Origin of the sequence: Pseudomonas sp. W2-17 (genome assembly GCF_041060445.1) — a bacterium.
GTDB lineage: Bacteria > Pseudomonadota > Gammaproteobacteria > Pseudomonadales > Pseudomonadaceae > Aquipseudomonas.
The window spans coordinates 1-12,243 of the sequence record NZ_JAUFNS010000029.1 but is presented as its reverse complement, the minus strand read 5'-3'; the positions used below and the strand labels follow the sequence as shown (position 1 = coordinate 12,243).

The 12,243-nt window shown below is 59.1% G+C and carries 11 protein-coding genes; 9 read left to right on the top strand and 2 right to left on the bottom strand.

From position 1 onward, the window contains the following. Positions 1 to 75: 75 nt before the first annotated feature. A complete protein-coding gene (locus QWI20_RS24680) occupies positions 76 to 1,611 on the bottom strand; it encodes a bifunctional aminoglycoside phosphotransferase/ATP-binding protein (protein WP_369307632.1) in 1,536 nt (511 codons plus the stop codon). A gap of 133 nt (positions 1,612 to 1,744) precedes the next feature. Here QWI20_RS24680 and mrcB point away from each other — a divergent pair, with 133 nt between their 5' ends. From mrcB to QWI20_RS24665, 3 genes are read left to right on the top strand one after another with little or no spacing between them, the layout of a single operon-like run. After that, positions 1,745 to 4,066, top strand: coding sequence for a penicillin-binding protein 1B (gene mrcB, locus QWI20_RS24675; RefSeq protein ID WP_369307631.1), 2,322 nt, complete (start codon positions 1,745 to 1,747; stop codon positions 4,064 to 4,066). A 31-nt stretch (positions 4,067 to 4,097) separates the two neighbouring features. After that, on the top strand, positions 4,098 to 4,853 hold the full coding sequence (locus tag QWI20_RS24670; protein ID WP_346627726.1) for a hypothetical protein: 756 nt from the start codon (positions 4,098 to 4,100) through the stop codon (positions 4,851 to 4,853). Continuing rightward, complete coding sequence (locus QWI20_RS24665; RefSeq protein ID WP_192174624.1) at positions 4,846 to 5,175, top strand: YqcC family protein; 330 nt, start codon at positions 4,846 to 4,848, stop codon at positions 5,173 to 5,175. Before QWI20_RS24670 ends, QWI20_RS24665 begins: the two co-directional genes overlap by 8 nt. A gap of 3 nt (positions 5,176 to 5,178) precedes the next feature. Here QWI20_RS24665 and QWI20_RS24660 read toward each other — a convergent pair whose 3' ends face one another. After that, a complete protein-coding gene (locus QWI20_RS24660; protein ID WP_369307630.1) occupies positions 5,179 to 5,607 on the bottom strand; it encodes a DUF4124 domain-containing protein in 429 nt (142 codons plus the stop codon). Between the two features lie 411 nt (positions 5,608 to 6,018). Between QWI20_RS24660 and QWI20_RS24655 the strand changes: the two genes are divergently transcribed. The 6 genes from QWI20_RS24655 to msrQ all read left to right on the top strand — a co-directional run bounded on the left by QWI20_RS24655 (position 6,019) and on the right by msrQ (position 12,003). Beyond that, positions 6,019 to 7,743 carry an acetolactate synthase 3 large subunit gene (locus QWI20_RS24655; protein WP_192174626.1) on the top strand — a complete coding sequence of 575 codons (1,725 nt, stop codon included), beginning with the start codon at positions 6,019 to 6,021 and terminating at the stop codon, positions 7,741 to 7,743. Between the two features lie 2 nt (positions 7,744 to 7,745). After that, positions 7,746 to 8,237 carry an acetolactate synthase small subunit gene (ilvN, locus tag QWI20_RS24650; RefSeq protein WP_093469284.1) on the top strand — a complete coding sequence of 164 codons (492 nt, stop codon included), beginning with the start codon at positions 7,746 to 7,748 and terminating at the stop codon, positions 8,235 to 8,237. A 46-nt stretch (positions 8,238 to 8,283) separates the two neighbouring features. Next, a complete protein-coding gene (gene ilvC / locus QWI20_RS24645) occupies positions 8,284 to 9,300 on the top strand; it encodes a ketol-acid reductoisomerase (RefSeq protein ID WP_037018564.1) in 1,017 nt (338 codons plus the stop codon). A 149-nt stretch (positions 9,301 to 9,449) separates the two neighbouring features. Then, positions 9,450 to 10,298: a CDP-diacylglycerol--serine O-phosphatidyltransferase gene (gene pssA / locus QWI20_RS24640; RefSeq protein WP_133776150.1), complete on the top strand. Its 849-nt coding sequence runs from the start codon at positions 9,450 to 9,452 to the stop codon at positions 10,296 to 10,298. A 71-nt stretch (positions 10,299 to 10,369) separates the two neighbouring features. Then, positions 10,370 to 11,383: a protein-methionine-sulfoxide reductase catalytic subunit MsrP gene (gene msrP / locus QWI20_RS24635; RefSeq protein ID WP_369307629.1), complete on the top strand. Its 1,014-nt coding sequence runs from the start codon at positions 10,370 to 10,372 to the stop codon at positions 11,381 to 11,383. Continuing rightward, positions 11,383 to 12,003 (top strand): protein-methionine-sulfoxide reductase heme-binding subunit MsrQ, encoded by a 621-nt coding sequence (gene msrQ / locus QWI20_RS24630; RefSeq protein ID WP_369307628.1) that lies wholly within the window; start codon positions 11,383 to 11,385, stop codon positions 12,001 to 12,003. The genes msrP and msrQ overlap by 1 nt, the downstream gene beginning before the upstream one ends. Positions 12,004 to 12,243 lie beyond the last annotated feature (240 nt).

Genomic DNA, 12,243 nt, shown 5'->3' with positions numbered 1-12,243 from the left:
CGCCACTATAATGCCACCAGTGTCGAGCCGTGAAGCGATATCCTTCACGACTCGACCACTGGTTTGGCCGGCGGGTTACAGGCCCGGCAGATGCTGACGGATGTCCGCGACCAGCTTGTCCAGATCGCCGCTGACGTTGGTCTCGACGTGCCGGCTGCGCAGGATCTCGTCGGCGGTCAGCGCTTCGCGACTGGCCAGCTGCGCCTCAATCACTTCCATCGTTGCATCGGAAGGGTCCTGATTCTGTGCCCGGCGTTGCGCCAGCCAACCCTCGATAACCGCCTTTGGCGCGGCGCAATCAATGATCAGGAAAGGAACGCCCATCGCCTCGGCAATCTGGGCGGTCGCCTGACGCTGTGCGAGCTTCAGATACGTTGCATCGATGACCACCGGCAAGCCTGCGCGGAGCACGACACCGGCCAGCTCGTTCAGGCGCTGATAGGTGGCAGCGCTGACATCGGCGGAATACAGGTCGCTATGGTCTGCAAATACACGCTTGCGCTCGACATCCGAACGCAGGCGGATAGCACCGAGCGCTTCCACCAGCCGCATCGCCACCTGACTTTTCCCGACAGCGGAAACACCGTGGGTGATGGCCAGAAAATTGGACGGAATCGCGCTGTAGCTCTCGGCCAGGTTGGCGTAGTTACGATACTGGCGCAGGGTTGCGGCGCGCTGCACCTGGTCCGCATCGGCATTCAGGCTGAACAGCGCCACTTTGGCGCGGACCAGTGCGCGGTAGGCTTTGTAGAAATTCAGCAACTGCAGGCCTGCGTAGTCGCCGGTCAGCTCCAGGTACTGACTGACGAATCGACGGGACAGGCTTTTCAGGCCCCGATCCTCAAGGTCCATGGCCAGGAAGCCGATGTCCGCATAGACGTCTGTCATGCGGAAGGGCTCGTTGAATTCGATGCAGTCGAAAATCACGACCTTGCCATCGATCAGCGTTGCGTTGCCCAAGTGGATGTCGCCATGGCACTCGCGGACAAACCCGTCCAGCTTGCGCTGGTTCATCAATGGCTTGAGGCGCTCGAAACTGGTGTTGGCCCAGGCTTCCAGCGCTTCCAGCTGAATGAGGTCAGACTTTTCGCTGAGGAAGGGCAGAATCTGCTCAAAGTTCTGCGTGACCGGCGCCATGACGCTGTCAGCACTGCCGAGTGGGTTTTCCATCGGGACTTTGGGCGATTTGAGATGAAACTCTGCGATCTGCCGGGCCATGTCGTCGATGTGCGCGGTGGTCAGTTCGCCTTTGGCTTGCAAGGTGCTGAGTAGGCCGTCCTGCGGGAACTGGCGCATTTTCAGCACGTACTCGATCGCCTCGCCCTCACCATTGAGCTGCGGAGCCTCGATGCTGCCGGTAACCGGCAGCACTTCCAGGTACAGATCGTCCGTCAGGCGCTGGTTCAGCATCAGCTCCTGCTCACAGAAATGCTGGCGCGCCGGCAGGCTGGTGAAGTCCAGAAAACCGAAATTGACCGGCTTCTTCATCTTGTAGACGTACGGGCCAGTGAGCAGCACCCAGGAAATATGCGTCTCGATGACCTGAAACTGTTCGACCGGGTGAGGAAACAGGGCGGGGTTTTGCAGCGCGGCTATCAGTGTCTGGCTCACGGACGATCCTTGAAGAGTGATAAGTCGATAGAGAAGTAGCGAAAGGCGGCCATTATGGCCGCTGGAGGCATTGCTGCAAACCGCTTATAGGGTGGTCTGTCGGGGGCTTTGAAAGTGCGTATAATCCGCCGCCATGACCCGATCCCGCACCCCGAAAAAATCCCCCAAACCCACCAACAGCCGCCTGCGCAGCCTGTTGGGCTGGGCCCTGAAACTCAGTCTTGTCGGGCTGGTGATCCTTGGCTGCTTCGCCGTTTACCTGGATTCCATCGTCCAGGAAAAATTCTCCGGCAAGCGCTGGACCATTCCGGCCAAGGTCTATGCACGGCCACTGGAGCTGTTCGTCGGCCAGAAGCTTTCACGCGACGACTTCCTTCTGGAGCTCGATGCGCTGGGCTATCGCCGCGAAGGCGTGGCCAACGGGCCGGGCGCTGCTGCGGTCAACGGCAACACTGTCGATCTCAACACCCGCGGCTTCCAGTTCTATGAAGGCGCTGATCCGGCACAGCAGATCCATGTGCGCTTCTCCGGCGATTACGTCGCGGAACTGACCGCCGCCAATGGCGCCAAGCTGGCTGTCGCGCGGCTTGAGCCTCTGATGATCGGCGGCTTGTACCCGAAGAATCTCGAAGACCGGATTCTGATCAAGCTAGATCAGGCGCCGCCTTATTTGCTCGACACGCTCGTCACCGTCGAAGATCGGGATTTCTACCATCACTTCGGTGTATCCCCGAAGGGGATCGTGCGCGCTTTCTGGATCAACGCATCCGCTGGCCAGATGCGCCAGGGCGGATCGACGCTGACTCAGCAACTGGTCAAGAACTTCTACCTGACCAACGAGCGCAGCATCACCCGCAAGCTGACCGAAGCGATGATGGCTGTTCTGCTGGAGATCCATTACAGCAAGCAGGAGATTCTCGAGGCTTATCTGAACGAAGTGTTCGTCGGTCAGGACGGTCAGCGGGCGGTTCACGGTTTTGGTCTGGCGAGTCAGTATTTCTTCAGCCAGCCGCTATCGGAGTTGAAGCTGCATCAAGTCGCCTTGCTGGTCGGCCTGGTCAAGGGGCCTTCCTATTACAACCCGCGCCGCAACCCGGAGCGAGCGCTGGAACGGCGCAATCTGGTCCTCGATCTGCTGGAGCAACAGGGTGTCGCCACGCCGGAAGTGGTTGCGGCGGCGAAGAAGATGCCGCTGGGCGTGAGCAAAGTCGGATCGCTGGCCGACAGCTCGTTCCCGGACTTCCTTGATCTGGTCAAACGCCAACTCCGTCAGGACTACCGCGACGAAGACTTGACCGAGGAAGGCCTGCGGATCTTCACCAGCTTCGACCCGATTCTGCAGATGAAATCCGAAGCTGCCGTGCGCGAAAGCTTCGCCAAGATTTCTGGCCGCAAAGGCGCGGACGAGATGGAGACGGCCATGGTCGTGACCAATCCGGAAACCGGCGAAGTCCAGGCGCTGATAGGCAGCCGTCAGGCAGGCTTTGCGGGTTTCAACCGGGCGCTGGATGCCGTTCGGCCGATTGGGTCGTTGGTCAAGCCGGCCATCTACCTCACCGCCCTCGAACGTCCGCAGCAATACACGCTGACCAGTTGGGTACCCGATGAACCCTTTCAGGTGAAAGGCGCCGACGGCCAGATCTGGAAGCCGCAGAACTACGATCACAAAGCCCACGGTAATATTTTCCTTTATCAGGGCCTGGCGCATTCCTACAACCTGTCCAGCGCGAAGCTGGGCCTGGACCTGGGCATACCGAATGTCTTCAAAACCCTGACCAAGCTGGGCGTGACGCGCGAGTGGCCGGCCTTCCCGTCGATGCTCCTGGGTGCTGGCGCGCTGACGCCGATCGAAGTGGCGACGATGTACCAGACCATCGCCAGCGGCGGCTTCAATACGCCATTGCGCGGGATTCGCAGCGTACTGACCGCTGAAGGCGAGCCGCTCAAGCGCTATCCTTTCCAGATTCAGCAACGCTTTGACCCGGGTTCGATCTATCTGCTGCAGAACGCCATGCAGCGGGTGATGCGCGAAGGCACCGGTAAATCGGTGTACAACGTGCTGCCGAGCACCCTGAATCTGGCGGGCAAGTCGGGCACCACCAACGACTCCCGCGACAGCTGGTTTGCCGGTTTCAGTCAGGATTTGCTGGCGATCGTCTGGATGGGCCGCGATGACAACGGCAAGACGCCGTTCACTGGGGCCACCGGCGCCTTGCAGATATGGACCAGCTTCATGAAGAAGGCCGATCCGCTGCCGCTGGACATGGCGATGCCCGATAACGTCGTGCAGGCATGGGTCAATGCCAGCACCGGCGAAGGCACCGACGCCAGCTGCCCGAACGCCGTACAGATGCCGTATATTCGCGGCAGTGAGCCGCAACCCGGCCCGACCTGCGGTGGGCCATCAGCGCCTGCCGACTCGGTAATGGACTGGGTCAAGGGCTGGTTGAATTGAGCCTGGTTGAATTAAGCAAAGAGGATGTGACGTGAACAAGTGGTGGATTCCGGCTGTAACGGCTCTGGCTTTGCTCAACGGTTGCGCGTCCCAGACGCGCAGTGCGATTCCGGTTGTGGATTCAGGGTCACGCGTTTCAAACGGCGAGCGTGTTTCGTCGACACGCAACAACACTTATCGCGCGCCCGTGCAGGCGCCAGCGCAGTCCCAATCGATTCAGGAAGATTCCGGTGTCACGGTCATGGTGCCCGGCGGCGCCAACGCCAGTGGTGCGCCGATATCGACGTTCGTGCCGCCCACCACGGCGCCGATCAGCACCGCTCCGATTAGCACGTCGCCGGTCAATCAGGCGCCGGTGAACAACACGTACACACCGCCGCCAGCGACCAGCAATACCTACAACATGCCGGCGTCGGCCCCGACGGGCATTCCGTCTGCGTCCAGCGGCGGGTTATCGGAAGACGAGCAACTCGATGGCCCGGTGCTGGCCTTGCTGACCACCGCTCAGCAACAGCAGTCCGGTGGTGACCTCAACGGCGCGGCGTCCAGCCTTGAGCGTGCGCAACGCGTTGCCCCCCGCGAGCCCCAGGTTCTTTACCGTCTGGCGCAGGTACGTCTGGCTCAGGGCGATGCGCCTCAGGCCGAGCAACTGGCGCGTCGCGGTCTGACCTACGCCAATGGCCGTGCCAGCCTTCAAGCCAGTCTTTGGGGGTTGATTGCCCAGTCGCGTGAAAAACAGGGTGACGCCGCTGGCGCAGCGCTGGCGCGGCAGAAAGCCAATGGATAAACGCTTCCCGAAAATCGCCGACCAGTTGCTGTTGATCGAGCGCGAATTGAGAGTGCTGGGATGGTGGAAGGATGTGCCGCCCAGCGATGAGTCGCTGTCCAGTCGTGAACCCTTCTGCGTCGATACGCTGGATTTTGATCAGTGGCTGCAATGGATCTTCTTGCCACGCATGAAGATCATCCTTGAGCGGGATCTGCCGTTGCCCACGGCGTCCGGCATTCTGGAAATGGCCGAGATGGTGTACGCCAGCCGTATCGGGGAAGCGCGCGAGCTGCTTGCCCTGCTGAAAGGCTTTGACCGGCTGATCACAGAGGCGGTCTGACCCTCAGTTGCATTGGTCGTCGAGGTACTTCTTGACCTCGGCAATACGAGCCTGGCGCTCTTCTTCCGTGAACCGCCTGAACTCACCATTCACCTCTTGTCGCACACGCGGGTTGTTCTGCAGTTGGGCGAGGTTGGTGCGCTGCTCGTCACACGCCTCTTTGCGCTTCGTTTCCTGAGCGGCGACCTGCTTCCTGACCTTGGCATCGACCGCCTCCTGCTCCCGTACCCCGTCCTGATTCGGCGGCGGCGGGGCAGGGGGGGCGGCAACGGGGCTCCCTGTATTGATTTCCTGTGCTGTCTGCCCGGCGGGCGGCTGGGCGTCGAAATGCGTGACGCCTTGAGCGTCGACCCATTTGTATATCTGCGCGGCCTGGCTTACCGCCGGGGCGACGGCAAGTGTCAGCGTCGCTGCAAGCATCATCCAGCGCATTCCCGGTTCCTTACTTCTGTGGCATTGGCCGGAAACCTATCACAAGCGCGGCGCCACGACCTCATTCGGTGCCTTTTGGCGGACGGCGGACGAAGAAAGCGCATCGATGACTTGACTTGCGGGGGTCGAATCCGAACAATCCAAAGTTCGCTGTAGAGGGACTGCCAGAAGCAGACCGTCTCGGTAGATCATGAGGCGCACACCCGCGCCGACCCGTAACACCCGCAACGCGTTACCTCGCGCTGGGTGGGAAGACCCCGAAACACTTAAAGGGGCGATCCCAATACTTGCTCAGTCAGTGCTGACGTAGTCGGCGACCACCGTCGCTCATGCTCTGCTTTGCAGTAAACCTATTAAGACCCGTCTCCTCGCTTGTGTGGACGGTATTCTGGCGTTTTAGAGGTGAACAACGTGGAGCTTTTATCTGGCGCTGAAATGGTCGTCCGCTTTTTGCGTGACGAGGGCGTAGAGCATATCTACGGGTACCCTGGCGGGGCCCTTCTGCATATATACGACGCGCTGTTCAAAGAACCGGCTGTGAGCCACATCCTCGTTCGTCACGAACAGGCCGCGACTCACATGGCCGACGGTTATGCCCGCGCCACCGGCAAGGCAGGCGTGGTGCTGGTAACTTCAGGTCCCGGCGCAACCAACGCCATCACCGGTATCGCGACCGCCTACATGGACTCGATTCCGATGGTGGTGCTGTCCGGTCAAGTCCCGAGCAACATGGTCGGTACCGACGCGTTTCAGGAAACCGACATGATCGGTATCTCCCGGCCGATCGTGAAGCACAGCTTCATGATCAAGCATCCGTCGGAAATCCCGGAAGTCCTGAAAAAGGCGTTCTACCTCGCCCAATCCGGTCGTCCTGGTCCTGTCGTCGTCGACATCCCGAAAGACATGACCAACCCGGCTGAAAAGTTCGAATACATTTTCCCCAAGAAAGCCAAGCTGCGTTCCTACAGCCCGGCGGTCCGTGGCCACTCCGGTCAAATCCGCAAAGCCGTGGAAATGCTGGTCGCAGCCAAGCGCCCGGTCATCTACGCCGGTGGCGGTGTGATCATGGGCAACGGTTCGGCGCCATTGACCGAACTGGCGCAGCAATTGAACGCCCCGGTCACCAACACGCTGATGGGGCTGGGAGCCTACCCGGGCACTGATCGCCAGTTCGTCGGCATGCTGGGGATGCATGGCAGCTACACCGCCAACCTGGCGATGCACCACGCCGACGTGATCCTTGCGGTCGGCGCACGTTTCGACGATCGCGTCATCAACGGCCCGGCCAAGTTCTGCCCGAACGCCAAAATCATTCACGTCGACATCGACCCTGCTTCCATCTCCAAAACCATCAAGGCCGACGTGCCTATCGTTGGTCCGGTGGAAAGCGTCCTGACCGAAATGGTTGCGACCCTCAAAGAGCTTGCCGAAACCCCTAACAAGGATTCGGTCGAGACGTGGTGGAAGCAGATCGAAGAGTGGCGCGCCGGCGGTGACCTGTTCCCGTACAACCGTGGCGACGGAAGCGTCATCAAGCCGCAGACCGTGATCGAGACGTTGTGCGAAGTGACCAAAGGCGATGCCTACGTCACCTCCGACGTGGGTCAGCACCAGATGTTCGCGGCTCAGTACTATCGTTTCAACAAGCCCAATCGCTGGATCAACTCCGGCGGTCTCGGCACGATGGGCTTTGGCCTGCCTGCCGCGATGGGCGTTGCGCTGAGTTTCCCGAATGACAATGTCGCCTGCGTCACCGGCGAAGGCAGCATTCAAATGAACATTCAGGAGCTCTCGACCTGCCTGCAGTACAACCTGCCGGTGAAAATCATCCTGCTCAACAACGGCGTGCTCGGCATGGTCCGTCAGTGGCAGGACATGAGCTACAGCGGCCGTCACTCGCACTCCTACATGGAGTCGCTGCCTGACTTCGTGAAGCTGGTCGAGGCCTACGGTCATGTCGGCATGCGGATCACCGATCTCAAGGACCTGAAGCCGAAGATGGAAGAAGCGTTCGCCATGAAAGATCGCCTGGTGTTCCTCGACATCCAGGTCGACGTCAGCGAGCACGTTTATCCGATGCAGATCAGAGACGGGTCCATGCGTGACATGTGGCTGAGCAAGACGGAGCGGACATAACCATGCGCCACATCATTTCGCTATTGCTGGAAAACGAACCGGGCGCGCTGTCTCGTGTGGTCGGCCTGTTTTCGCAGCGCAATTACAACATCGAGAGCCTGACGGTGGCGCCAACCGAGGACCCGACTCTCTCGCGTCTGACGCTGACCACCGTTGGCCATGATGAAGTGATCGAGCAAATCACCAAGAACCTCAACAAGCTGGTCGAGGTGGTCAAGCTGGTCGATCTGTCGGAAAGCGCCCACATCGAGCGCGAGCTGATGCTGATCAAAGTGAAAGCCACTGGCGCACAACGTGCTGAGATCAAGCGTACCACCGACATCTTCCGCGGCCAGATCGTCGACGTCTCCAGCAGCGTCTATACCGTGCAGTTGACCGGGACAAGCGACAAGCTGGACAGCTTTATCCAGGCGATTGGCACCACCGCCATTCTGGAAACCGTACGAAGCGGCGTCACGGGCATTGCCCGCGGCGACAAAGTGCTGAGCATCTAACCTAATTTTGCAAATGGCCTTGCGGCCAAGTTATCAGGGGAATTTCATGAAAGTTTATTACGACAAAGACTGCGACCTTTCGATCATCCAGGGCAAAAAAGTTGCCATCATCGGTTACGGTTCTCAGGGCCACGCTCAAGCGTGCAACCTGAAAGACTCCGGCGTTGATGTCACCGTTGGCCTGCGCAAGGGTTCGGCCACTGTCGCCAAAGCTGAAGCTCACGGCCTGAAAGTGACCGACGTGGCTTCCGCTGTCGCCGCTGCAGACCTGGTCATGATCCTGACCCCGGACGAATTCCAGTCTCAGCTGTACAAGAATGAAATCGAGCCGAACATCAAGAAGGGCGCGACACTGGCCTTCTCCCACGGCTTCGCGATTCACTACAACCAGGTTGTTCCTCGTGCCGACCTCGACGTGATCATGATCGCGCCAAAAGCACCGGGCCACACCGTGCGTACCGAGTTCGTCAAAGGCGGTGGCATTCCTGACCTGATCGCCGTTTACCAGGACGCGTCGGGCAACGCCAAGAACGTCGCTCTGTCTTACGCTTCGGGCGTTGGCGGCGGCCGTACCGGCATCATCGAAACCACGTTCAAGGACGAGACCGAAACCGACCTGTTCGGCGAGCAAGCCGTTCTGTGCGGCGGTACCGTTGAGCTGGTCAAAGCCGGTTTCGAAACCCTGGTGGAAGCCGGTTACGCGCCGGAAATGGCCTACTTCGAGTGCCTGCACGAACTGAAGCTGATTGTCGACCTCATGTACGAAGGCGGTATCGCCAACATGAACTACTCGATCTCCAACAACGCCGAATACGGCGAGTACGTAACTGGCCCGGAAGTCATCAACGCCGAATCCCGTCAGGCCATGCGCAACGCTCTGAAGCGCATCCAGGACGGCGAGTACGCCAAGATGTTCATCGCCGAGGGCGCCAGCGGCTACCCGTCGATGACCGCCAAGCGTCGTAACAACAAGGCGCATGGTCTGGAAATCATCGGTGAGCAACTGCGCTCGATGATGCCTTGGATCGCCAAGAACAAGATCGTCGACCAAGCCAAGAACTAAGGTCCCGAATCAGGTTCTTGCATGAAAAAAACGCGGCCCTAGGGTCGCGTTTTTTCGTTATGGGGGCTCATCTGGTATAAAGCTCCATCGTTTGACGGCCGGCCGGTCGCAAGCATTTGTCGAAATTCTTCAGCTGCAAGGTATTGTCCATGAGCGAACGTCCCGAAGAGCCGAACAAGGCTTCTGACGCCGAAAGCCTGCTACCGATTGATGAACACATTGAAGAGGGCCATGACGCCGAAGGGCGCAAGGTGCGCCATCGCGGCATCTACCTGCTGCCCAATCTGTTCACCACCGCAAACCTGTTCGCCGGGTTCTACGCAATCATCAGCGCCATGAGTGCGCAGAGCGCATTGAGTGCGGGTGATCAGGTGAGCGCGAGCAAATATTTCGCGTTCTCCGCCATCGCGATCTTCGTTGCCATGGTCCTGGACGGTCTGGATGGCCGCGTGGCGCGGATGACCAACACCCAGAGCGCATTCGGCGCAGAGTATGACTCGCTGTCCGATATGGTCGCTTTTGGTGTGGCGCCGGCGTTGCTGGCATTTGGCTGGGCCCTGGGCGACATGGGCAAGGTCGGCTGGATGGTCGCCTTCATCTATGTCGCGGGCGCAGCATTGCGTCTGGCGCGCTTCAACACTCAGGTAGGCAAGGCGGACAAGCGTTACTTTATCGGCCTGGCAAGTCCTGCCGCCGCGGGCGTAGTCGCAGGCACCGTCTGGGCCTTCAGCGATTACGGCATTCAGGGTTCGAAATTGTCGTTCCTGGTCGCTCTATTGGTTGCTGCTGCCGGGATGCTGATGGTCAGCAACATCAAATACAACAGCTTCAAAGAGCTGGATCTCAAGGGGCGAGTGCCGTTTGTTGCGATCCTGGCGGTGGTTCTGGTGTTCGCCGTCGTGTTCAGTGATCCTCCGCGTATTCTGCTGCTGATATTCCTCGGCTATGCAGCGTCTGGTCCGATCCAGTACCTGCTGCGTCTGCGTCGCCAGAGGTAGTTAGTCGGCCTGCATTTCCCGCATACTCCGCAGCTATAGATGCTTCAGTTCTCTATAACTGCGGAGTCATCATGCTGATCAAGATCCCCTCCACATCTGATTGCAAAGAATCGGATGTCACGCCCGAATCCATTTATCTCTCCCGCCGCGCGTTGCTTGGCAGCTCACTTGCAGGGCTCGCCGTCAGTGCGATGCCTCGTTGGGCCCAAGCCGAAGAAGCTTCGCGCTACGCCGACGTTGAAGCTGGTGCCGCTCCTGACTGGTTCAAAGCCAAATTGCCTGCGACCAAGTGGCAAGCCGTTACCCTCAAGGACGAGACGATCACGCCGTTCAAGGATGCGACCCACTACAACAACTTCTACGAATTCGGCACCGACAAGGGCGACCCTGCGCAAAACGCCGGCTCTTTGAAAACCGAGCCCTGGAGCGTGGTCATTGACGGGGAGGTTGGCAAGCCTGGCCGCTATGCGCTTGAAGACTTCATGAAGCCTTATCAGCTGGAAGAGCGTATTTATCGTCTGCGTTGCGTAGAGGCGTGGTCGATGGTTATCCCGTGGTTGGGTTTCCCGATCTCCGAGTTGCTCAAGCAGGTTGAGCCGACGGCGAATGCCAAGTACATCCGCTTCGAGACGCTGCAGGACCCGAAGACCATGCCTGGCCAGCGCTCCGGCTTTGCGTTGATCGACTGGCCTTATGTAGAAGGGTTGCGCCTGGATGAGGCGATGAACCCGCTCGCGATTCTGGCGGTGGGTATGTATGGCGGGGAGCTGCCTAATCAGAACGGCGCGCCGTTGCGCCTGGTGGTGCCTTGGAAATACGGCTTCAAAAGCGTGAAGTCCATCGTGCGCATCAGCCTGACAAGTGAGCAGCCGAAGACGACCTGGCAAAGCATCGCGGCAAGCGAATACGGTTTTTATGCCAATGTGAACCCGACTGTTGACCACCCGCGCTGGACCCAGGCACACGAGCGACGTCTGCCTAGCGGGCTGTTCAGCCCGAATATTCGCCAGACCGAGATGTTCAATGGGTATGGGGAGCAGGTCGCTTCTCTTTATACAGGCCTGGATCTACGGAAAAACTATTGATGCGCTTCATCTACTGGCGAGTGTCGGTGTTCATCGCAGCAGCGTTAGTCCCCATGTATTGGCTCTACCAGGCGTGGATTTTTGCGTTGGGGCCTGATCCCGGGAAAGTGCTTGTTGATCGCTTGGGCCTTGGAACATTGACTCTGCTTTTAATCACGCTGGCGATGACCCCATTGCAGCGCACGACAGGCTGGCCCGGCTGGATCTCGGTCCGCCGGCAGCTGGGGCTGTGGTGTTTTACTTATGTGTCGCTGCACCTGTTGGGGTATGGCTTCTTTATCCTGGGCTTCGACTGGGCGCAATTGGGCGTGGAGCTGGTCAAACGGCCGTACATCATTGTCGGCGCTTTAGGATTTCTTGGCTTGCTGGCACTGGCGGTCACTTCCAATCGCTATAGCCAGCGCCGTTTGGGCGCTCGCTGGAAAAAGCTGCATCGACTCAGTTACCTGATTCTCGGGCTGGGGTTGCTGCACATGTTGTGGATTGTGCGAGCTGATCTGAAGGAGTGGGCTATATATGCAACGATTGGCGTGTTGCTTCTAGCGGCTAGGGTCCCCGTCATTGCTGGGCGTATCCAGCGTCGTCGGGCCAAGAGCAGCAACGTTGCCACTAAAGTTTAAATAAGTGCTTGACGCTCCTCTGGATCTGTCTATAATTCGCCCCACTTCCGGCGCAGACGAAACGGAAAACTCCTTGGTAATCAAAGAGTTGGACGAAGTAAGCAGCGAGGAATGCTTAGGTTCAGATGCTTGAATCGACAGCGGTGAAAAAGGCAGTTGACAGCAGGTTGTAACGCTGTAGAATTCGCCTCCCGCTGATGTGAGACGTCAAGTCGAACGAAGCGCAAGTGGTTGAAGTTG

What these genes read in the sequence shown, in the direction of transcription:
- mrcB (WP_369307631.1), top strand. Translation starts at nt 1,745, where the DNA reads ATGACCCGATCCCGCACCCCGAAAAAATCCCCCAAACCCACCAACAGC.
- QWI20_RS24665 (WP_192174624.1), top strand. Translation starts at nt 4,846, where the DNA reads ATGGATAAACGCTTCCCGAAAATCGCCGACCAGTTGCTGTTGATCGAG.
- QWI20_RS24660 (WP_369307630.1), bottom strand. Translation starts at nt 5,607, where the DNA reads ATGCGCTGGATGATGCTTGCAGCGACGCTGACACTTGCCGTCGCCCCG.
- ilvN (WP_093469284.1), top strand. Translation starts at nt 7,746, where the DNA reads ATGCGCCACATCATTTCGCTATTGCTGGAAAACGAACCGGGCGCGCTG.
- ilvC (WP_037018564.1), top strand. Translation starts at nt 8,284, where the DNA reads ATGAAAGTTTATTACGACAAAGACTGCGACCTTTCGATCATCCAGGGC.
- pssA (WP_133776150.1), top strand. Translation starts at nt 9,450, where the DNA reads ATGAGCGAACGTCCCGAAGAGCCGAACAAGGCTTCTGACGCCGAAAGC.
- msrP (WP_369307629.1), top strand. Translation starts at nt 10,370, where the DNA reads ATGCTGATCAAGATCCCCTCCACATCTGATTGCAAAGAATCGGATGTC.
- msrQ (WP_369307628.1), top strand. Translation starts at nt 11,383, where the DNA reads ATGCGCTTCATCTACTGGCGAGTGTCGGTGTTCATCGCAGCAGCGTTA.